Annotated in this window: 22 protein-coding genes and 2 pseudogenes; 7 read left to right on the plus strand and 17 right to left on the minus strand. The window is 38.9% G+C overall.

Annotated features, from left to right (window positions below; translation table 11 throughout):
- The first annotated feature begins 89 nt into the window (after positions 1 to 89).
- Complete coding sequence (locus J655_RS13625) at positions 90 to 365, plus strand: hypothetical protein (RefSeq protein ID WP_013198670.1); 276 nt, start codon at positions 90 to 92, stop codon at positions 363 to 365.
- Positions 366 to 370: 5 nt separating this feature from the next.
- On the opposite strand, the gene J655_RS13630 is transcribed toward J655_RS13625, so the two are convergent.
- The 9 genes and pseudogenes from J655_RS13630 to J655_RS13665 all read right to left on the minus strand — a co-directional run bounded on the left by J655_RS13630 (position 371) and on the right by J655_RS13665 (position 10833).
- Positions 371 to 811: a YbaN family protein gene (locus tag J655_RS13630; protein WP_032052499.1), complete on the minus strand. Its 441-nt coding sequence runs from the start codon at positions 809 to 811 to the stop codon at positions 371 to 373.
- A 28-nt stretch (positions 812 to 839) separates the two neighbouring features.
- Positions 840 to 1439 carry a biliverdin-producing heme oxygenase gene (locus J655_RS13635; RefSeq protein WP_081311963.1) on the minus strand — a complete coding sequence of 200 codons (600 nt, stop codon included), beginning with the start codon at positions 1437 to 1439 and terminating at the stop codon, positions 840 to 842.
- A gap of 32 nt (positions 1440 to 1471) precedes the next feature.
- On the minus strand, positions 1472 to 2392 hold the full coding sequence (locus J655_RS13640) for an energy transducer TonB (protein ID WP_032052501.1): 921 nt from the start codon (positions 2390 to 2392) through the stop codon (positions 1472 to 1474).
- A 10-nt stretch (positions 2393 to 2402) separates the two neighbouring features.
- On the minus strand, positions 2403 to 3869 hold the full coding sequence (locus J655_RS13645; RefSeq protein WP_081311964.1) for a porin family protein: 1467 nt from the start codon (positions 3867 to 3869) through the stop codon (positions 2403 to 2405).
- A gap of 102 nt (positions 3870 to 3971) precedes the next feature.
- The gene (locus J655_RS13650) at positions 3972 to 4763 is read right to left on the minus strand and encodes a Slam-dependent surface lipoprotein (protein WP_032052502.1); all 792 of its coding nucleotides are present in this window, start codon (positions 4761 to 4763) and stop codon (positions 3972 to 3974) included.
- Between the two features lie 190 nt (positions 4764 to 4953).
- On the minus strand, positions 4954 to 8127 hold the full coding sequence (locus J655_RS13655; protein WP_032052503.1) for a TonB-dependent receptor domain-containing protein: 3174 nt from the start codon (positions 8125 to 8127) through the stop codon (positions 4954 to 4956).
- A gap of 139 nt (positions 8128 to 8266) precedes the next feature.
- Positions 8267 to 9284 (minus strand): annotated as a pseudogene (locus J655_RS0104435) (FecR family protein).
- Positions 9285 to 9806, minus strand: a complete 522-nt coding sequence (locus tag J655_RS13660; RefSeq protein ID WP_078221390.1) for a sigma-70 family RNA polymerase sigma factor — start codon at positions 9804 to 9806, stop codon at positions 9285 to 9287.
- Positions 9807 to 9942: 136 nt separating this feature from the next.
- A complete protein-coding gene (locus J655_RS13665) occupies positions 9943 to 10833 on the minus strand; it encodes a LysR family transcriptional regulator (protein WP_032052505.1) in 891 nt (296 codons plus the stop codon).
- Between the two features lie 187 nt (positions 10834 to 11020).
- On the opposite strand from J655_RS13665, the gene J655_RS13670 reads away from it, so the two are divergent.
- The 4 genes and pseudogenes from J655_RS13670 (at position 11021) to J655_RS24595 (ending at position 15877) form a co-directional block, all read left to right on the plus strand.
- Positions 11021 to 11965: a dihydrodipicolinate synthase family protein gene (locus J655_RS13670; protein WP_032052506.1), complete on the plus strand. Its 945-nt coding sequence runs from the start codon at positions 11021 to 11023 to the stop codon at positions 11963 to 11965.
- Positions 11966 to 12137: 172 nt separating this feature from the next.
- Positions 12138 to 13523, plus strand: coding sequence for an MFS transporter (locus J655_RS13675; protein ID WP_032052507.1), 1386 nt, complete (start codon positions 12138 to 12140; stop codon positions 13521 to 13523).
- A gap of 78 nt (positions 13524 to 13601) precedes the next feature.
- Positions 13602 to 14948 carry an OprD family outer membrane porin gene (locus J655_RS13680; RefSeq protein ID WP_032052508.1) on the plus strand — a complete coding sequence of 449 codons (1347 nt, stop codon included), beginning with the start codon at positions 13602 to 13604 and terminating at the stop codon, positions 14946 to 14948.
- Between the two features lie 645 nt (positions 14949 to 15593).
- Positions 15594 to 15877, plus strand: a pseudogene (locus J655_RS24595) (hypothetical protein).
- 272 nt (positions 15878 to 16149) lie between these two features.
- Here J655_RS24595 and J655_RS13685 read toward each other — a convergent pair.
- The 7 genes from J655_RS13685 to J655_RS13705 all read right to left on the minus strand — a co-directional run bounded on the left by J655_RS13685 (position 16150) and on the right by J655_RS13705 (position 19794).
- Complete coding sequence (locus J655_RS13685; RefSeq protein WP_032052509.1) at positions 16150 to 16635, minus strand: NF045616 family extracytoplasmic (lipo)protein; 486 nt, start codon at positions 16633 to 16635, stop codon at positions 16150 to 16152.
- Positions 16636 to 16708: 73 nt separating this feature from the next.
- The gene (locus tag J655_RS0104445) at positions 16709 to 17152 is read right to left on the minus strand and encodes a hypothetical protein (protein ID WP_005803088.1); all 444 of its coding nucleotides are present in this window, start codon (positions 17150 to 17152) and stop codon (positions 16709 to 16711) included.
- 25 nt (positions 17153 to 17177) lie between these two features.
- Positions 17178 to 17660, minus strand: a complete 483-nt coding sequence (locus J655_RS0104450) for an NF045616 family extracytoplasmic (lipo)protein (protein WP_005803089.1) — start codon at positions 17658 to 17660, stop codon at positions 17178 to 17180.
- 49 nt (positions 17661 to 17709) lie between these two features.
- Positions 17710 to 18168, minus strand: coding sequence for a hypothetical protein (locus J655_RS13690; protein ID WP_005803091.1), 459 nt, complete (start codon positions 18166 to 18168; stop codon positions 17710 to 17712).
- Between the two features lie 6 nt (positions 18169 to 18174).
- Positions 18175 to 18807, minus strand: a complete 633-nt coding sequence (locus tag J655_RS13695) for a hypothetical protein (RefSeq protein WP_000506972.1) — start codon at positions 18805 to 18807, stop codon at positions 18175 to 18177.
- A gap of 1 nt (position 18808) precedes the next feature.
- Positions 18809 to 19348 (minus strand): PAAR domain-containing protein, encoded by a 540-nt coding sequence (locus J655_RS13700; protein WP_005803094.1) that lies wholly within the window; start codon positions 19346 to 19348, stop codon positions 18809 to 18811.
- Positions 19349 to 19365: 17 nt separating this feature from the next.
- On the minus strand, positions 19366 to 19794 hold the full coding sequence (locus J655_RS13705; protein ID WP_016141971.1) for a PAAR domain-containing protein: 429 nt from the start codon (positions 19792 to 19794) through the stop codon (positions 19366 to 19368).
- Between the two features lie 341 nt (positions 19795 to 20135).
- Here J655_RS13705 and J655_RS13710 point away from each other — a divergent pair, with 341 nt between their 5' ends.
- The gene (locus J655_RS13710; protein ID WP_032052510.1) at positions 20136 to 20624 is read left to right on the plus strand and encodes a hypothetical protein; all 489 of its coding nucleotides are present in this window, start codon (positions 20136 to 20138) and stop codon (positions 20622 to 20624) included.
- Between the two features lie 128 nt (positions 20625 to 20752).
- Positions 20753 to 21280, plus strand: a complete 528-nt coding sequence (locus J655_RS13715; protein WP_016804826.1) for a hypothetical protein — start codon at positions 20753 to 20755, stop codon at positions 21278 to 21280.
- A gap of 115 nt (positions 21281 to 21395) precedes the next feature.
- Here J655_RS13715 and J655_RS13720 read toward each other — a convergent pair whose 3' ends face one another.
- Complete coding sequence (locus J655_RS13720; RefSeq protein ID WP_032052511.1) at positions 21396 to 22346, minus strand: hypothetical protein; 951 nt, start codon at positions 22344 to 22346, stop codon at positions 21396 to 21398.
- Positions 22347 to 22480 lie beyond the last annotated feature (134 nt).

Below are 22480 nucleotides of genomic sequence, written 5' to 3' on the forward strand. Positions count from 1 at the left end.
GAAGCCGCTAGTTGACATCAACTGGTTTTGGACCTGAAAAAGTTATGCCAAAATATGGATAATGAAAAACAACAACCAAGAGTAGATATATGTCACTTTATAATTTTTCAGTTTTTCTAGGTGGATTATTATTTGCATCTATTGCCTTCGCCGGTCAAAAAAATAATGCTCAACGTGATTTCTATTTAAAATGTATGGCAGCAGGTCATAGCCGTGCAAGTTGTACATGTATTTATCATCGTTTAGAGCGTCAATACTCTCCTAAACTCATGCATAAACTTGGCAGTTTAAGTTTACAAAGCCCTGAAGTACCGCGTGATTTTGTAAAAACCATGAAGCGTACTATGCAACAGTGCCAATCATAATTCTTTCATTTTTTAAGCCACATCCACACCAATACCCCTGCCATACATAAAATTGCCAGATAGACAAACCACGGATACGGAATGGTCCAAATCATCAGTCCCGCAGCCAAACTCATACTAACTGTCGAGATGTATTTTGCTTTTTTAGGAATCCGCCGATGTTCTTGCCACTCGCGAATGAGTGGACCGATATAACGATGATTTCGAAACCATTGATGAAGTTTTTCAGACCCTCGAGCCGCAAAGAACACAGCCAAAATTATAAAATCAACGGTGGGTAAACCCGGAATAAAAATACCCAATATGCCAAGCGCAATACACAACCAAGCCAAACCAATAAACACCCAACGCGCCCAAACAGAACGGGCAAGCTTACTGACTGGTTGAGCGGGTGCTAACGACTGCTCATGTTTTACGATCACATTTACTTGATTGAGTTTGTCCATATCGGGTATTCCCTTTATCCACTTTTTATTATTTCAATTCATCAAGCTGATCAAGCGCTTGACCAAAATATCCAAAGGCATCTAACGCCCCTTGAACAACTCGGTCTTGCTGGGTTTGGTCAAAGCCTGTTTCATCAAGTGCTTGTACAAAACGTTTCCAGACTTTAGCGCGCCCTTCGGGATAGGCCGCTAAATTACGCGCAGCAAACGTTTCAGAAAAACCCAAATGCTTTTGAGCTTCTTTAAATAAAAATGCAGCCCCTAAAGTTGAACCCTCAGATACATAAATCCAGCCTAAAGCTTCGGGTAGCTGTACGTTTTCACTCTGTAACTGCTGTTCGTTAGGTTGAATACCCAAATCATTTAAATCAGCAAGTGCTTGTTTTGAGCGGCCACGAATGTCGAGGTCTGGAATCAGTCCTGCCACACCCTCTTTTTCAAAAAGATGTTCAATTTCACGCTGAAAGTAATATTGAGATAACGTAAATTGCGCGTATTTTTCTTTACTTGAAAATACCTTTGCCTGTGACATTAATTGATGCATACGTTCGTGTTCAGCAGCAGTTTCTTGTTTCAAACGTAAAGACAAGCTGTTGCTAATGATTTGGTCTGTAGATGAGTTCATCATCTTTCTCCTGCAAAATAGATATTAATCATCGGTTAACGGCCCCGATTGAGTTTGAGTTGGACTGGAAAATCCACAACAATGGTCACGGCTCGACCGTTAATTTTTTGGGGGTTAAATCTGGATTTACGTGCAGCTTGCATGACCCGTTCATCAAGGTTTTGAATGCCCGAACTTTGACGTAATTGGATGTCAATCGGCTGCCCTTTTTCATTAATGCGAATACGAAGCTCAACCAAACGATTTTGTTGTTTTAACTCGCGGTCATCATAGTCAAGCCCGCCAAAACTCAGCACATCCACACTACTCACCTGAACAACGTCATCGTGTTCAACTTGAGTGCTCGGTGCTTTGGAATACTCTTGCTGCGTTGTTGGTGTTTTGACGCCGCCACTTTTGGTTTCGCTATTGGTGTTTTGTGGCAAATGCTCAGTTTGCGTTTGTTCAAGGTCTGTCGAACCCAGTTGTTTATCTATATGAGCCACTCGCCTTTCTGTAGGCTGCGCTGTTTGAGACGAAGCTAAATTGTTTAAAGTCGTTTTTGGTTGTGCTTGCTGTTTGTCATTTAAATTATTTTGCACGACCTCTTTAGAGGCAGTTTTTGATGCTAATGTTTGAACATTTGTAGGCGAGTTTTTTGATTCTTCAGGTACTGAAGATACCGAACTGCTTAAGGTAGATTGAGGCGTTACACTTTTTTTAGGTTTGCTTTCGATCTTTTCAGCCGATCTTTTTTTAGCAGGTGCCAATGACACAAAACTTACTTTTAATGCATCTACTTTTGGTGATGCTTGAAAAGTATAAGGCTCAATTAAATGACTCAGCATCCAGACAACAAACACATGCAGACCAATCACCACCACTACGGTTAAGCACTTATAAAAATGCTTAGGCCCTTGTGGTAAAGGCAACTTAACCATTGGCTTATGTGTAGGGAGTAATGATTTTGATTTCATGGCTTATTCCCTAAAAACGATGCTCAAGCTTGAGACTAATGTTGTGTTTATCGTAGGAATACAGCCAATCGACATTGCTTTTATTATGGTTATAGCGATAGGTTAAATTAGGCGTCATGCCATAAAACTCAAAGCGCGGCATTTGCACAACAAGGGTATAGTTTTGTTCAAAATCATGACGACGAGCTAAGAAAGTTTCTGCGTATTTATCAAACAGGCGCCAACGATAAGAACTCAGCAAAGTGGTATTAAATCCTGTACTCCAAGATTTGCTTAAGCCCAATCGCACACCTTGCTGTTGGTAGGCAGCCATGTATTTTTCTTGGGTCGAATGGTCGAGCACATCTAGACCACCAAAAAAAGTCCACTGGTCTGGAAAAATCTTCCAGAAAGTAGCAAAAGCTGAGCTTTCTACCCCATCTAGGGTTTTATATTTCTGATAATTTAAATCTTTACTCTCAGCCTCAAGCTTGAAAGCTTTATCTGCAGAGATAAAATGCATCCACTCGGCACGCGCACCCCAGGCATTGTAAAGACCATCATTGCCATAACGTTTATGTTCAAATAGCGGACTCACCCCAATTTGATTTTTTAAGTCAAAGTAGCTGTAGCCTGCATTAATGTTAATGGTAGATTCATTAAATGCCGCGTGGTCGTTATAGGACTGTCCAAACGCCAGTGCACGTAAAGCCACGCCATGATGCCCCTTAATCGCATAGCGTTTAATCAGACTGGCTTCGTAATCTAACCCCGTTGCCGATTCAGCTTTAGGGGTCCCACGGGTAACTTGCTCAATTGGGATAATATTACCGTCACTATCTTTGCCATAAAGCGTCCATGTTTTGCTTTGTTCAGACGAACTATTTAAATTACTAACATAGGTATAACCCGCTGAAATCGAGCCTTGCCAAGAGTCTCGTTTTTTTAATGCTTGGACAAAGGTATTCACTGTTGTTAAAACCCCAGAAGGAATAACAGCGGGATCACTTTGTTTCAGTTGGTCTTGAATGGAAATAAAAAGGCGTGCTGCTTCCTTATTTTTCTGTTGTTCAAACAGCACGCGCGCTAACTCAAGTTCACAAATTAAATTATGAGGTTGTTGTTTTAAGCTGCTTTGAAATTTTTGTTCAGCCAATTTCAGTTGACCCTGAGAACGTGCAACTGCCCCTTCGGCAAAGTCGGTTAAAGCCCGATCGTAGCCAACATATTTTTTATAATGTTCTAAATAAACCGTGGCTTTGAGCCACTGTTTTTGCATGACTGCCAAATATAACGCCTTGGCAAGATCATTCGGATTTTGCTCAACACTATATTCTTGTCCATTAATTTGAAGTTTTGGTAATTGCTCGGTACTACGAATGGTTCCCTGCTCGTGAAACTGGCGCTGTTCTTGTAAAAGTGTTTGGTCCAAGCTTTGATTGAGACGAAGCTGTGTGTCTTCGTCGGCATATAAAAATGGACAACTCAACAATGTCAGACAGCACAAAAGCGTTCGTTTCATAAAACAATAAACCTGAAGCAACCAAGCAAAAGCCAAAAAACAAAAGGAACCTACGTATGTAGATTCCTTTTGCATTCATTAATTTTTAGCACCGCCAAATGCTGTGTTGTAAGACACGTTATCAAACTGGGCAATACCCGCTAAAGCCGAAGCATTTGCACCAAAGAATTGACCTTGAACCACACCAGAGTTGTCGACACCAGCTGTACCGTTAGCCGTTGCCAAACCTGCAAATGCAGCAGTACCCGGGTTAAATGCCACACCATCTAGGCTTAATGATGAAACAGCCGTACCAGTTCCTGTAAGCGTTCCTTCAAGTGTACCAGCGCCATAATTTGCCGTGAACGTACCACTTAACAGATTGCTTCCAGAACCGTTAATCCCTGCAACGGTATAGGTTGCAGTACCCGCGGTTGGAACAGTGGTATTGGTGTTATCACCCGCGTAGTAAACGGTATGGCTCCCGCTTGCCGGCGTGTCGCCCCCTTTCCACCATTCACCAAAATAGACTTCCTGTGTGCCCACCTGACCAAAGTTAAAATTACCTAATGCACTGTGTGAAGGTGGCATTGCAGACACTGGAATATGTGAAATATTAAAGGTTTTGCTGCCAACCGTTACATTGGTGTTACTCGTTCCCTGAGCAGCAAAAGCCTGAGCCAAACCTTTTAACGAACTAAAACCTGTAAAAGCGTTATATGGTGCACCCGCAGCTTGAACCGACACCGCTGCTACACCACCCGGATGGCTTGCATTGGCAGCAGCACCGATTTTGATGTTACTTTCATTACTCGAAATACCATCAATTCCTGCATAAGCAAATGCAGTTGAACAAGCAACGAGACCCAAGAACAATTGAGAGATTTTCATTTGTTGTTACTCCATCTTTTTTAAAACTAAGTTATTGTTTAATTTAAAATAACGATTTCGCTATTTTTTAGTTTATTGAGTAGGCCCAGCTGCAAACCTACTCTCTTCTTGTAAATAATAATCATTCAAACTTATTATTTACCGTTACCTGACTCCCTTTTATGTATGTGTAGAGGGAATCAAATTCTGTTTAAAATTTGGTGGTCCAACTAATTTTCATCGTTCGGCCGGGTGCGGCCATGGCACTACGAGTTAAAGGATCGATATAAAACTGGTTAGAAAGATTACTGCCGACAAACTCAACCGTGTTGTAGTTATCGAACTGATAACGCGCATAGGCATCAAAAATCCACGTGTCATCCCAAGCCAAAGGCACATTGAGGTAATAGCCTTTATTGACGCTAGCATCATTGTTTTTGCGTAGCGGGCTTTCATAAGCTTTATAGAATGTTGCGCGTGCACCGAGCTCTAACTTTTCATCAAAAAAGCGTGCGCCAAGCAAACCGTGGAAACTCAGTTCAGGAGTGGCCATTGTTACCAAGTAGCCATTTGGGAAACCGTCATCGACACAACGCTGATACGGTTCGCGGAACTCAAGGCCCTGCTCGGTTTGAACCGTGCCGCCTAAAATCATTTTGTTAATGGCACTATTGGTGTCACATACTTCATTTTTTAAGTTATAGGCCACGCTCAAGTCTGTGAAAAAACCGCCATTATCAAAACGACTTTGTAACTCTAGACCTGATAGCTTTTGCTCATCCATATTGGTAAAAATAAGGTTTTGGTCACGCTCAATCACATTTTTGGTTTTGTTGTAGTAATAGGCGAGCTTAATGTCGGCATTGCGCGCTGTGCTAAACCAATCACGCATGTCATAGACATACCCTACTTCGTAGTTAAAAGCGTGTTCAGGTTTGATTGCTTGATATGGCAACATGGCAGAAAAACCGACAGTGCTTTCAAACAAACTTGGTAAGCGATATTCCTCTGCATAGCGTGCATAGATTCTGCTGTTTGGCGTAAGGTGAATTGAGGCACCTAACTGCGGTGCCCAGCCGCTATCTTTAACTTTGTCGGCAGACTCAACTGGAACTTGGTCTACCACCGACATAAAATTCCCGCCAGTTACGACGTACTTTTGGCCAGAGGCATTGAGCTGGTTTAAAGGATTATCGGCAAGCGACAATTGCCCATTCGCATCGGCTTTCCAGGTCAGCGTATTTTTCTGTGACCAGATCATGTTATATAAAGTGCTCTCAGATGCAGGTACAGTGTCGAGCTGCCCATCCCAATCAGGATTTTTTGTGGCATAACGCTGTTTTAAAACATTGATTAAACGCTGCTGAGTCGAGGTGTAACTCTCAGGCATGGTCTGATATTCAAAGGTATATTCTTTAAGCCTACTTTTTTTGGTAAACAGCGGATTTAAACTCGGGTCAATCTCGCTCTGCAAAGACTTATTTAAAAAGTCATCAACAGCCCAATATGAACGATAACGCATGCCCGCATCAAAACTTAACCAAGATAGCGGTCTATAATTAAAGTTAAAGTCGAATGTTTTTTCCTCACGGCGCCCTGCTCGTGGCAATGCTTGATAGAGCGAATAACTTGGGCCAAATTCGCCATATATATCGTCAGATGTCAGCTTTTCTTTTAAGAAACTTCCACCGAGTGTCAAATCAAGCTGGTCTAACAAACGGGTTTTATTGCTGACCGTAATGCCTTTACGCGTATTGTCAGAATGGCTTATCGCCGTGTTAATAATGGTGTTATCTCGAAAATCGATTGTGGTTGGCCATCCACCACGTGTGTAGGTCTGGCTTTCGGTGTCGGTTTGCCAAATGTTGGCGTAGAAATCAATCCAGCGATTATTCTCAGGCTTAAACTTATATTCGAAGCTATAAGCTTTAGAGTGAATATTGCTTAAAGGCCACTGCGGAACACCCAAGTCAGGCGTAATGCCCCAAACAATTCGAGATGGCATAATTTCACCAAAAATATTTTTGGTATCTCGGTAGGTCAGTTTAAGAGTCTGGTTATCGGTTGGGCGATAGGTCCCTTTTAACAACCACGACTCCATATGGCTTGAAGTGTTGGGAACTTCATCTCCCGGTTGATAGGCATAGGCAAAGTAAGGAATAAAATCGAGGCTACTGTCTGGCGTCGCTCGTTTATAGTAGCCCGCGCCATGTGTACCCGAAAAATAGTTGCCGCGCTCACGTACTGCATAAACTGCCAGTAAATCGAATTTGTCTTGCTTGGTGGCAATTGCCAGTCGGCCCGCTAAGTCATCGCCCGAAAAATGAGAGTTATCACTTCTGGTCCGGTTCTTTTTATAAATATCGGGGTCATATTTTGACCCGTTCATGTCGATCCAAGGCGTTGTGGCATCGTAGTTTTGGCCCACTTTACTCATATCTGGCAAAGATGGATCGATTGAGTTAGTTGAGCCTTCTACTTTTAACTCTGCACCAAAAGACTTACCCGGACGAACAATGTCATCGGCCTCTAGCGTTTTAACTACCACACCACCACCTACAGAAGTTGTCGTATTGCGCTCTAAAGATGGGCCTTTAATGACTTCAATGCCCGCAATGAGATTGGGGTCGATATAGTTTCTGTTATTTACCCCGTTGTAGCCACGCCACACGGCAATCGACTGTTCAGTGCCATCAATAGTTAAAGGCACACGACCAACACCCTGCACACCACGTACACTTGGGTCGAGTGCGCCACTGTTACGGGCATCACCGCTATAGACTCCCACCATACCTTGTAAAACATCGGCTGGGGTGGTTCCTTTAAAGCGTTCGACATAGTCTTTGCCCGCATAGACCGAAGAACGGTTTGCGTCATAAACTTTGTTATAGCCTTCTGTGTCACGGTCTTCTTTGCCGTACACCACAATTGGCGTAAGTCGTACCGACGCATCTTCTTCAATTACAGCACTACTTGGCGGCAGACTAGCGGTCTGGACCTTAGCGGGAGTGACTCGCGGCATAGATTTTTTGGTGAGTGTGTAGCCCTGCCCAACTTTTACAGCATTAAATTCGGTTGCTTTTAAAAGCTGCTCAAAACCTTGTTCGACTGCAAAGTTACCTTTTAAGCCTAGGCTATGTAGCCCTTGGAGTTGTTGGGCATCCATTGCAATTGAAGTACCCGATTGTTCGGCAAACTGATTCAGTACGTTAGCAAGACGGCCCGCAGGAATGTTATAGCTTTTAACCCCAGCTGTTTCTGCATAAGCCTGCTGCATAGGAAGTACAACAAGCCCACCCATCGACACAGCATGTATGGCAAATGCCAATGTTGAGAATCGAAAAATCGATCGATTCCGCTTTTGCCCCGTTCCCGCTTTTTTCATTTGCCCCGCCCCAGTAAATCGTAATAAGAATCATTCAACAAAACAAATTAAAATGATCCATATTTATTGCTTCTACTTACTATGACGAACGACTTTCAAAAAAGTGGAACCTAAAATTGAAAATAAATTTAATTTTTTATTATTTTAAAGAAACCATGACCACAAACGGCGTGATTTGCTTAATTTTCAGATCTGGAAAAACCGTAGCCAAAAGCTTAAGCGACTCTGTGGTTTGATCTAAAGGCAACACAGCATTGACCCGCACATGTTGCAGTGCCGCATCATTAAAAATAATTTTGCCTTTGTAGTTGCGGTCTAGCTCTTGTAGCACTTGATTCAGCGGCAGGTTTTCTACCATAAGCTGATGCTTTTGCCATTTTTGTTGTTCGTTATAAACATTCAGTGCAGGCAGTTTTTGTACGCCATTTTGGTCCATTTTAATGGCTTTCCCTGCTTCAACAATGGCTTTTTGAGGCGCCTGCAAATTGGGTCGTTTTAACCTGTGTGGCCTCTACTTTTACCTTTGAGTGCAACATTTTGAGTTCAGTTGCCGAAGGATCATAACCGACACTAAAAGCTGTGCCGAGTGCCTGAATTTTCCCATGACTGGTTTTGACCAAAAACGGTCTAGTCTTATCTTTGGCAACATCAACATAAATTTGACCTTGCACCAACTCAACCACTCGCTGGTTAGTTTTAAAATCAAGATTGACCGCGCTTTTACCACGTAAAATTAAACGTGAACCATCTGGTAAGGTTTGCGTGGTCCACTGCCCTGATTGTCCTTGAATGTCGGCAGTCACATAGGCCACTGTCGTGTCAGTTAAATAAAATAGCGCCCCACTCATGGCAACAAACACAACGGCAAAAGCTGTTCCTGCACGTAAATGTTTATAAGCTTTGCCTGAGCTTAAGCCAGCTTTAAGGGCAACTTTAGTGACTTTTTTATGTCCGCTGGTTTGGGAAAGTTTTTGAATTGACCCAATGCACTGTTCAATATCGGCAGCCACTTGGCGGTGTTGCTCACTGGTTTTTTTCCACTCTTCAAATTTTTGCTTGGCGGTTTTTCGTGAGCGTTCATCATCCGAACTCAGTTGAACAATCCAATGCGCGGCTTCTTCAACCAGTTGGTGATGCTTGCTTTTGTCCACGGCCATTTAAATGCAAGCGTCCATGTCTTGTCGATTTTGGTAGCACTGAATTAAACAGCTCGCCAAATATTTTTGAATCATTTTGGTCGACACATTTAAACGCTCGGCAATTTCTTTATGGGTATAGCCTTCGAGGTAATGCAAAATAAAAGCTTGCTGTGCTTTATCAGAAACCCCTTCGAGTGCTTTGCAAAGCTGGTTAATTGCTTGAATAATTTGCATCTGGTCTTCAGGTGAAGCCACTGCATCAAGCATATATTCCATTTGACTCAAGCCATCTAAATAAGCTTGTTCAATGCGTTTACGGCGCACTTGGTCAATGAGCAGATTTTTAGCAATCGAGGTTAAATAAGCACGCGGTTCCTTAATGCCGAATAGCTCGTCACGCGTTTGTAGCAGTTTAATAAATGTGTCCTGAACCAGATCTGCGGCCTGATCAGTATTACCTAATTTTTGTCTCAACCATTGGTGAAGCCAGCTTTGGTGACTTCTATATAACTGATCTACAAGCAAAGAAGTTTTGTTCACAGCAATTGGACTCAAAACAAGGAACCCGCAAATGATAATAATTATCATTTAAACAAGTCAAGCAATAATTCAAGTAAAACTTAAATCACTGTTTAATAAATTGAATTAATTGCCCGCTCGCTTTGCTGCACTTTTCTTAAAGCAAATCGGCAAGATTTCTAATTTCTTCCATCACAGCCTTACACGCAGGCGTTAAATAGCCATGTTTAGAAATAGACAAAGAAATGTAGCGCTTTAGCGCAGGGTTAATAATTTTTGCGGCTTGAATTGAGGTGTATTGGCTGGCCTTCTTTAACGCTTGTGGTCCCAGCATGGTGTACATGCGAGAATCTGAAACCAAATGGGTTTGTAAACTAATCGAATCGGCTTCAAACACAATATTCAGCTCTACCCCATTTTCATAAGCCATATGGTCTAAAAAATTACGCCAGTTACTTGGTCTGCAAAAGGTGACCAGCGGTAACTGACTTACGTCTTTAAAATCGACTTCACTAGCCTGAGTGAGCACATCGCCTTCACAACCGACCAAATAGGTATCAGCTTCGGTAAGGTAAACATCCCCCTGTTTAGGCGTTGGATTAAACCGATAGAGTATGGCTAAATCAACACTGCCATCTTCAAGCCATTTTTCCAAATGCACGCCTTGCCCTTCACGGACTGACAGCTTAATTAAGGGATATTTCTCTTGAAGCACTTTATACAGAGTCGATAACAATGGATGAGCAGTAGACGGCAAACTGGCAATGCGAACTGTGCCGATCGGGGTATCGGTCGAGTGCAAAATTTCATTATTCAGTTGGTCGGTCACGTTTAACCATGAACGAATTTTAGGAAGTAAATGCTGGCCTAAATCGGTCAGTTCAACGCCTCGTCCAGTTCGATTAAATAAACGTCCGCCACATTGTGCTTCAAGCTCGTTCATTTGCCGACTAATTTGTGGTTGGTTGGTGTTATGCAGCATCGCGACTTTGCTTAAGCTACCCAGCTCCACCGCGTCTAAAAATATTTTCCATAATTCATAATTCATCGATTCTTCCTAAATCGTAAATAGGTAGCATTTTGAGCCATACATTTTCAGTATAACTGAAATTCAAGAATTGGTAATTCCTACATAGCTCACCTATTTCTATACTCCAATCATGTTCTCTACAACACGATTTAAGTCAGATTAAGAACCAGAGAATATTTAATTACACTGTATAGGAAGTACGATTATGAGTTTAGATTTACGTGGATTAACCCCAGCACCTGTGACTCCTTTTACCCGTGACGGACAAGTAGACCATAATGCAATTCAACGTTTAGGTTCATGGTTAGGCAGTATTGATGGTGTGAAAGGCTTGGTTGTTCTTGGGCATGCAGGTGAAGGAACATTCTTGTCACAAAAAGAACAAATGCAGGTCATCGAAAGCTTTGTTAAATCAGTAGATGACAAAATTCCGGTAATCGCAGGGATTACACTCGAAGGTACTTCGGTTGCAGCAGAAGAAGCAAAACGTGCAGTCAGTGCAGGTGCTTCGGCAGGTTTGATTTACCCTTCACACGGCTGGTTGCGTTTTGGCTATCAAAAAGGCGCGCCACAAGACCGCTATAAAGCGATTTATGAAGAAAGCGGTTTGCCATCTATTTTATTCCAATATCCAGATGCAACGAAGGCCACTTACGACCTAGAGACTCTACTCGATATTTCTGCACAGCCAGGCGTATTTGCCATGAAAAATGGTGTACGTAACATGCGCCGCTGGGATGTCGAAATTCCGATTATTCGCCGTGAACGCCCAGACTTACAGGTGTTGACATGCCATGATGAATATTTGCTTCACACCATGTTTGATGTAGACGGTGCTTTGGTTGGCTATGGCAACATTGCCCCTGAACTGTTAATTGAAATGATTAAAGCAGGTAAAGCTAAAGATTACGCCAAAGCTCGTGCGATTCACGACCAATTATTACCAGTGACTCGCAATGTTTATCACCGCGGTTCACACATGGAAGGTACGGTCGCGCTTAAACATGCATTGGTTGCTCGCGGCATTTTGGACCATGCCACTGTGCGTTCGCCACTGCTTCCACTGGCAGATGGTGCTGAGCAAGAAATTCATGATGCAATGCGTCAAGCTGGAATTGGCAAGGTCGATTTAATCCAAGCCGTTGCTTAAATTCTATTCAGGCTAGCATGTACGCTAGCCTTTTTTTCCTGTACGCTGCCTGAGGCCAAACATCGGGCATGTCTCTTAAAAACAATAATAAAAAGCATGCAAACTGTGGTGAACAGGTAGTGCGAAATAGAACAACAAAACTACGAGGAATGTAGTAATAAGGAGATAGAAGATGACAAATCTAGCGGATGTAGAACAAATTAGTCATCATCAAAAAAATGCGGAAATTATTGCAAGACTTGAACGGCTACCCGTCACTGGTCGATTGCAATTTATGCGAATTACCATTGGGATCGCGACCTTTTTTGACGCTTATACTGTTCTTGCAATTGCCTTTGCTTTACCCCAACTCATTACCGAATGGCATCTGACGCCTGCCTATGTCGGCGCAATCATTGCCGCGGGCTATGTCGGGCAATTGGTCGGTGCGATCTTTTTTGGTTCTCTTGCCGAAAAAGTCGGTCGTTTAAAAGTGCTGTCTTTTACCATTTTACTGTTTGTAGCAATGGACATTTCCTGTCTATTTGCTTGGAGCGGAATGTCACTGTTAATTTTCCGTTTCTTACAAGGGGTTGGCACAGGCGGCGAAGTGCCTGTTGCGAGTGCCTATATTAATGAGTTTATTGGTGCGGAAAAGCGCGGTAAGTTTTTCTTGCTCTATGAAGTTTTATTCCCACTTGGTCTTATGTTTGCAGGTATGGCGGCATTTTTCCTGATGCCCATTTACGGCTGGGAAGTCATGTTTATTGTGGGCCTAATTCCATCTTTACTGGTCATTCCTTTACGGTTTTTCTTGCCTGAGTCACCGCGTTGGCTTGCTTCAAAAGGTCGTTTTAAAGAAGCCGATCAAGTCGTCAAAAGCTTTGAAGACGGTGCCATCAAAAGTGGTAAAACTTTGGCTGAACCTGTGGTTAAAGAAATTAACCCACAAGGCATGGCAAAAACCGATTGGCGCGAGTTGTTCCGTGGCATCTACCGCAAACGTACCTTTACCCTGTGGGGCATGTGGTTTTGCGTGTATATGGTGAACAATGCCATGGTGACTTGGCTGCCATCTCTTTACAAACAACACTTTGGCCTGTCGCTGCAAACCAGTTTAGGTTATGGCTGGATTACGTCGGGCGTGGGGGTGATTGCCTCTATTATCTGTGCGTTAATGATTGATAAAGTCGGCCGTCGCCCTTGGTACAGTGCAGCGTTTTTCTTAGCGATCATTCCTCTCATGAGCCTCTCGGTTTTAGGCGCAAAATCGGCAATGGAAGTTGTAATTTTCGCAACGATTAGCTATGCCATTTTGCAGACCATTTCATTCTCTTTATACCTCTACGCTGCCGAACTTTACCCTACTCGCCTACGTGCGATGGGCATTGGTTTTAGTACCGCTTGGTTACGTGCTGGCTCTGCAATTGGGCCTGTTATGGTCGGCCTCGTGGTTGGTGGCTATGGCATTCAATATGTGTTTAGTGTGCTTGCCGTTGTGGCGCTCATTGGTGGCTTAGTGACCTTCTTGTTTGCCATTGAAACCAAAGGCCAAGTGCTCGAAAAACTCTCTCCTTAATTCATCCATTTCATAAAAAGCTTGCCTAACCTAAGCGTTAGGCAAAGGACTTATTCATGCTTAAAAAAGGAATTTAAAATGAATAAATATTTGCTATGGGGCTGTATTGGTTTAGGCAGCGTGAGCAATGCTTATGCAGAGCTTCCTCAAGAATTTGGCAAGTTAGAATTAAAACTTAACACCCGTTACTGGAACGATGAAGGCACTGCCCACCCCACGCTTGCTAACCCTTCGCCTTCGTCGAGTGAATATGAACAAAGCGCTTTAGGGCTTGAGTTAAATTATCAGTCACCTTACATGTGGGACTGGCTTGGAGTAGATAGCTCACTCTATGCAGTTACCAAGTTATTTGACTCTGGCAAGCCTAGTGCTCAGCTTTTAGAAGTTGAAAATAACGGCAAGCTCGACCAAAACTTTGCGACTTTAGGGCAGCTCTACATCAAAGCTAAACTGGGCGATAAAGGCGAAATTAAATTAGGCCGCCAGCTGCAAGACTCGCTTTTACTCAAAAGTACCAACAACCGCGCGGTGCCCGATACTTTTTCGGGTGCGAGTGGTCAGTTTCAATTGAATGATCAGCTACAAACTTACATTGCTTACTATGACCGCTGGAAACCGCGCAGCATGGACTCATTTGAAAAACTGGTGACTGAAAATGACGAGCGCATTGATTATGTCGGTTTGCTCGGTGCCAAGTATCAGTACAAAAACTGGAGCCTGAATGCCGAGTATTTAAATAGCAAAGATTATTTAAAAAAGTACGGGGCAATTGCTCAATATAAACTGCCCTTGCATGGCTTGGCGTGGACATTTAATACAGGTGCTTTTTTCTCGCGTGATGATGGCAAGCTGTTTAAATGCGGTGCCGAAACCGAGCTGGACTGTGTCAAAGGCCAAGACATTAACAACCGTGGCAATGGTTATTTTGTCGATGTAAATGTGGCCAAGAATAACCTCGAAGGTGGCATTGCCGTTTCAAAGTTTGATGGTTTTTGGATTGAAGATAACTTTGCCGTTCATTCCGCCCGCAACTCGTTTTTAACGCAAGACCACGGCACCAACCCATTTCCAACCTCTGCGACCATTGGCCCTGACTTTACCAATAACGATGAAACCGCCGTTGCTCTTCGCCTGAAATATAACTGGAAAGACTACGTGAAAGGTTTAAAAACCGAAGCGAAGTATATTCATGGCTTTGGCGCTCACCAAAGTAACATCAGCAGTGATATTGAAGGTAAAGAGCGTTACTTTGACTTTACGGTGAATTATGCCTTGCCGTGGGTGAAAAACTTAGATGTGCGTTATTCATTTTTGCATTATGAGTCAAAGTTTGAAAATGCAAACCTAGGTGAAAAAATAAATGGTATGACCCGTAAAGATTGGGACCAGCACCGTGTATTTATTAATTACCGTTATACATTTTAAGAGCAGGTTAAACGTTTAGTTTAACTTTATTATATTTATTAATTCACCGATTTAATTCGATAAACTTTTGAGTTTAATTAAAATATAAATTTATATTTTAATTTTTTATAATATTTTATTTAAATTGAATTGACCTGTTAAAAACTTATGATTATTATGGTCTCGCTGGCCTACATTGCCAGTCGGTTTTGACAGACCGAGTATACAGCGTATCAGGTAAATACTCCCTGAGTATGAGACTTGTGCGCAACTTGCACCTCCCCCTTACCGTTGCGGTAGGACGGGAGGGGGACGCGCTTGCGCGTGCTGGTTTGTATACCCAGTCTGTCAACCCTCTTCCGTTCTACCACCATAATCAATTGACGGTGATCTTTGGTGGTAGAGCTCCATAAATTCTAGGAGTTGACCATGACATTTTTTATATTAATCCCCTATCCTCTTTCGTAATTTTATTTATTTAAAATTTAGGCTTTCTCTCACCTAAAATATTTTAAATTTATAAATAATTTTATTTTAAAATTTTAATCATTTTATTTTCCTGTATTTCAGGCGGGTTAACTATTCCCTTTTAAATGATTTTAATACTTTAAATATAAGCGGCTTATTTTTTATTAATAACTTAGTGAAAATTATCACGAGAATAATATGAAACTTTATAAACCTATTTTGGCTTTAAGCCTTTTAATAGGCGATTACGGTGTTCTGGTTGCGACATTCACACTCAGCAGGATTTTGAAGAAATTTGCCTGTCTGGTGGGCACACCCAAGCCAGTTGCGACTGTATTTACCAACGGCTTGAACAAGTGTATTCGCATAAGCTCATGCAACGTCTAGAACATGTCAGTTTGCAAAGTCCTGCTCTCCCACAGGACTTTGCCCCTACTTTTTTTAGTGTGATGCGGCGGTGCGATAAAGAAGACATGGGCTAAGCGTTTGGCTTAGCTCCCTTATCTCTGTGTCGCAATGGTGGATGACTTTAAATCAGCGCAAAAAATTAAAGTTCTGTTGTGGCACGGGGGCCTGCTTATAAGAGAGTTTGGTTCAATTGTATCTTTCTCCCATTTCGACTACTCGAAATGAACTAGATTCGATCAATTGTGTGTCAGACTATAGAATAAAAAACTCTTCACTTGTGGAAATGAAGAGCTATAACTGAATACATATATAGTATCCAAAATCATCTATGATCTCTTTAAGTGTTTTAATTTAAAAAATTAATTACCCAATAAAAGAGATTTTTTAATTTAGTCCAAAGGCCATTACTAGAGTAATCATATTGATTAATGCCACAATATATACCTTTATCAAGGTCTGCTTCAGCTTCTAATAATGTTATGTGACCTTCTGAAGTCTTATTTACGCAAATTCTTTGTGTATATGATTGGTCTGTTTCAAGAACAACATCATATGGAAAAGGCTCTTTAAATTCAGAAGATTTAATTTTAATACAGTTTTCTTCAATAATAGGCATTTTAAGATTCAAATAAGTTTTTGAATATGAAGAGTGAAAAGCATTAATTCCATCTACTTTACCCATATAAATTAAAGTCTGGTTTCCATATGCTTTATCATAACCCCCTTTTGTAAATACACACACATTATTGTTTTTAATTTTTACATATAATGTTGAACTGGGAGAAGCACTAACAGAACCACTCATAAAAATCAGTAAATACAATAATTTAATGCAAAGTACTTTTAATGTAATCCCCCCACTACTAGGTCTGAGGTTAAGCATCTGCGTAGTTTTATTTACAGCATTATAAATCATGGCATTTTTGAATAAATGTATTAGTGTTCTCACTTTTCTGTTCGGTAAGAACCTTATCTTTATACAAACAAAAACCTATAGTAGTGAATCCAACACTAGTGTTATTTAATCCTTGTTCTCCTAGCAACATATAGTAAGCATGTTTTTCTACAATTTCATTTGATTTATAGTTCTCCAAAATAATCTCTTTCATTTCTTTGTCAATTTCTTGAGAAACAAATAGTCGTTTGTAAGTCATACCATCTGATTCAAAGTTTTCATAGTCATTAATTTCATAATGATATACCAAAACTTTTTTATCTATCGGGAATGAGAAATAGAGATTTCCTTCATTTTTATAAATAACAATATCGGTTCTTGTTCTGTTATAGCTTGTACAACCCATAACTAGAAAAGGAATAAATAAAATAAGAAACTTATTAAGTGATTTCATATAAAATACTTTGAATTTTAAAGCTCTAAAATAAGCTAACTAACCAATAATAAAGATTTTTTAATTTAGTCCAAAGGCTATTGCTAGAGTAATCATATTGGTTTGTGCCACAATATGTACCTTTTTCTAGATCTGCTTTAGCATCTAATAATACAGTTTTTCCTTCGGAATTTTGATTTACACATATTCGTTGATTATACTCTTGATCAGTTTCAAGCCAAATCGAATAGGGCAAATTCTCTTTAAACTCTGATTTATTAATTTTAATACAGTTCTCTTCAATAATAGGCATTTTAAGATTCAAATAAGTCTTTGAATAAGAATCATGAAAAGTATTAATTCCATCCACTTTTCCCATGTAAATCAAAGTTTTGTCATCCGGTGTTTTATCGTAATCTCCTTTTGTAAATACACAGACATCATTGTCTTTAATTTTTACATATAGGGTGGCATATGGAGAGGCGTTAACAGTACTACTAATAAAAAGTAATAAATATAATAGTTTCATTAAAATTTTATCTTGTTAATAATAAATGATTACTATCAGGGTTAAAATTTTATTTATCTTTAGCATGACATTTTTCTATAAAATCTGAATCCTTCTCTCGGCTACTTTGTAATAGCACACTATTTCCTTTTATACAGAAACCTAGAGATTTTAGTCTAGCATTTAAATCATGATCATTTTCTTGAGTCATAACATAAAAATAAGCATGATCTGGTATAATGTTGTATTTTGAAATATTTTCTATTTTTATATGATCAACTTCTTTGTAGTATGAGTTTTCTAATACTTTTCTATACTCTGTTGGTCCATTTGGAGTTGAAAAATTATCTTTTTCAAAATCTTTAATTGCATAATTTTTAACAAAGATTTTATTTGGGAAATTGATAACTAAGCTATCATGTATCAAGCTTATTTTAAATTCTTCATTCTTATTTTTATTGAGCATAAAAATAATTGAAATTAAAAATAATGTTACTAAGACATATCCAACAATTTTTTTCTCTTTCATATCGATCTACTTAATTACTTCTCTTATTTTTGCTTCATAGACTGCTATTGTAGCCTGTAAGTTATTTCTATCTATATTGATTAAGTTTTTTCTACTAATAGCCTGTAAATTATTTGTTTTTAATGCCCAGTAATCTGCAAAAATTTCTGCTTGTGACTCTAGGTTGTAATTTACAAATTTCTTATTACTCTTATATCTGACATAGTCAGCCACAGTGTCGGCATTATGTATATTATATTTATATGGGTCCTTAAAAACTGTACATGCCTGTGCTATTCCCGCACTTATAAGTACTCTATTCTTTCTTTGATGTTGCCAAACATGCCCCATTTCGTGAATAAATAAATGTTTATAGCTTATATCTTCCTTACTATAATCCAATAAAAAATGTTTGGTTGGAATGAAAATATGTCCATTTGGAGTCACAAAAGTATCTTCATTCTGTAAATCAAATGGAAAAAAACTACCTTCTATAATTGTAACTTTAGAATAATCTATTGTATTTTTATAGACTAATTGGCATAACTCAATTTCCCCTGCTGTTAAAGTTCTCGTCCTTAATTTCAATTTGGCTAAGCTATCTTTCTTATTATTAGTAATTATTTTATCTAAATTATTTTCAAGAATACTAAAGCCCATTTTACTCTTCTCCATCTAAATCTGAGAAATATTTAATTTTGTCTTTAAAAAAGATTTCAAATTCAGAAACCTGTGCAGCATTCTGAGTTTCAAATCTTTCTGTTTTGCCATTAGAATCTAAAGTTCCCTCAATGACCTTTTCTCCAACTTTAAGTCTATAGCCTAATCCTGCAAAAAGCTCTGAAAAACTGTTATTGATTTCTACTTGAACTTGCTCATCAAATTTTTTATTAATAGATGAATCTTTTTGGTTGTCCTTTCCAGAATAAGGACTACCACTCTCTCCTACAACATGAGACTGTTGTGGTTGAATCGTTGCACCACATGATAATTTATCACCCACATATGCTACTGGTTTACCATCAAAAATCACATGGTCATGACTTTTAATAACTACTGACCAACACCTGCATTTAGGGCACATATGACCATCACCAGCTCTAACAAACAAGTTTCCCATCTGAGAACTTCTCGATTGTGTAGATGGAACAACTCCACCATGATCAGTAATAGCGTTGTGAATCGCAAAACCTTTAGCCATAGCCTACCCCTTAAAAATTAGTCATGACTCAAAAAGTTTTGAGGTAAGGCCTGATCTTTGTAAATTCTAATCGCAATAGTATTATTCGGACTCTCAATAATTTCATCCCCATTTTCTAATCGACTGCCCACTAGAGCTACCGGTGATCCATCAACAATACATGCTGTACCAGCACCAGAGATGATTTTGGAGGTTGTGCCATCTGCATAAATAACTTCATCTCCAACACGGGCAATAGATAATCCTTTAATTTTTGTATTAGTAGAAGATACATTAACTAAACCATCGTTCTGAGTTTTAGCACCATGTACAGCCACGTAGTAAATAATATGAGGTTTATTATCCCAATAGAGTTTTTCAGCATTAGAAATCTTTTGAATATCATTTTTTGAAAGCTTTTCTAATTGTTCAATAGGAAGGTCTTGTAAAAAAATAGGACTTGTCATTATAGTTCCTGCTCTAATTTTCAATACAATAATATCAAAACTTACTTAAACTAAAAAATAAGTTATATGTAACCATATAGGGTTAATATCTTAGAAAGTTATTTAAAATTTCAGAGTAAGTCATCTTTATGTCAATAGAAGATTTCTTTATGAAAGACTCCTCTTTTAAGAGATATCTTTTAATTAGCTTAACCTATTCATTTTAATAATCGACCATACCTATTAATGAGAATATATAAAAAAGTATTTAGTTATCCGTATGATAGTGCTACCGTATCGCAGTTTATACGACAATATCAATATACACCGCCACTTAGTAGTTTCTAGTCACGAGTAATAATATGAAGAAAACGATATTAATATTTTTAGCACCGCTTCTTTTGGTTGGCTTCAATGGATGTAAAGCATCTGAAAAAGAGGATATAGATACATTTATTCAAAAGGACTTTAAGAATTACGTTACTGATAATAGAAAGTTGATTTTGGAAGCCAATAAAGACGTAAAACAAGAGCCAGCTCTAAAAGAGATTATTTTCAAAAATACTTTTGTAAAAGTAAGAACTGCACAAAGTCTACTTAACGAAGAGTATGGTAATTGGTTAACTGGCTTAGATAAAAATAAGTTTGATTATACCGACCTCAACGATGTCTGTTGGCTGACCGTCTACATGCAAAACTATATAAATAATATGGATGAGCGATATAAAGCCAATATCACCGAAGACACCAAGAAAAGTGTTAAGCAACTATACGAAGCAAGAAATGAAATTATCAAGCTAAGAGATAGCAAAGACAAATCTCTAGCAACTTTTCAGAAAGTTTGTAAGTAGCTGAAAATATTAATTAAATATTACTATATAAAGCTCCCATTAAAAGAAGCTTTATATAGCTAATTTTATAAATTAGTTATAGCTAAATCTAGTTATTCCCTGCCTGAATAAGAAATGGTTAATTAATTGTGAAATCTAAACTTTGTATTATTTTATTGTCTCTTTTAACGGTAGCATGTAGCCAAGTCCGCCCTCAAAAACATGGAATTACTGAAGCTGATATAACCCAAGCAAATGAAGCATCACTCTATGCCCAGTTTAATCAGCTTTATTACACAAAATCCTTATATAAAGCAGCATACAATGAAGTTAACAAGGTAACTCAAACTAATGATCAGTTGCTAAGTTATGCCACTTTTTTAATGTATGCAGTCAATACAACTTACGATTCTTTAGACATAAAGCTTAATGATGATCTAGATTTAATGGCTTCTGGCAAAAAAAGTAAGATGTCAATTGATGCTTTAGATTCATTATGTGTAAGTAATAAATACATTGAAAAATATATAAAACTCAAAGAAAAAAGCGGAAGTGAGATATCAGCTAAAGCGAAAGAACTTTCAAAAGAGGCTTTGATACTTCAACCGAAAATTGAAAAAATCATTATGAAAACTGATTCACCGTTAAATGATATTGAATGTAAAAAATTAATCTAAGCGAGAAAAGGCCCTGATTATTCAGGGTTTTTTCTAGAAAGAATTAAACTTCTGTTGTGGCACGGGGGTCTGGGGGATACCAAAATAACTAATTATTAACGAGTGATATATAACTTTACTTATCGGCCTTCTGAGCTCGCTCTACAGTAATATAGTCATTGGGAATAACTAACTGCTTTTCAATATCTTTCACTTTGTAAGAAACTAAAGTGCTTTTACCAATGCCTTGAAATAAAACTTTAACATCTTTAAAAATAAAGGTTTTATACTGACTCAATTCTTTAGTGGTTGATTTTGGTAGTGCAATTAAATTTGCATAAGGTTCTTTAATATATAAAGTTGCTTTTTCTACTCTCACACCAGTTTTTTGCATGGCATAATTTAGAAACGTGTTACCAACCTCTTCCATAAAAAACATGGGGACAAGTGGTATCAAGATCAAAATAATGGCGACTTGTAAGCTATCATTAATATGCGTTTCTAATCTTTTGAATTTCTTTATCGCAAATGTTTTAAGATGGTCACTTGCATCTGGGTCATCAATAATATCTTGTAAATTCTCAAACTTTATACGAAATTCTTTAATCTTCTGTCGGTTGATATAAAAAGGATAATAAGTAAAGGCAATAAAAAATACGGTAATACCTATGTAAAGATTGATTTTCCAATGCAGTAAAAACAAACTATGAATAACATATAACAGATAAAGAGATGCAGCCAATGTGGTAATGCTAATCTTTGGAAATGGCAGTTTTTGTCCAATTCTGATATGGGGTGGTAAATACTTATCAACCACACTAAAGATGATATATGTCACTGGAACTAAGGAAATACCAAAGAAAAACAAAATCGTGCTTAGCCCCGCATAAATAATAGAACACGCTACAAAAATCAGTAGAAAAATGAGCGTATCACCAAAGCTAATTTCCGAAGGAATATAGCTAATCGTCACTAAATATGCGACTAAGCATAGTACACCTATAGCAATAATGGCTTTAGTCGTTGTAAGTGCTGTTTCATGCCACTGCCCCAGATTACTTAAAAATCTCGTTATTAAGTTGTTCATTTGATCTAACCAAATCTTATAAATTATTAAAAAATGAATGATTACCCTTTTCAAAACCGCTCCCCAGCGGAGTAATCATCTTTTGAAATTTCCCCAAATTTCAGAGTATGTCCCCACACTTTCAGTAACGCCCC

Origin of the sequence: Acinetobacter sp. 1294243 (assembly GCF_000588015.1) — a bacterium.
Taxonomy (GTDB): domain Bacteria; phylum Pseudomonadota; class Gammaproteobacteria; order Pseudomonadales; family Moraxellaceae; genus Acinetobacter; species Acinetobacter pittii.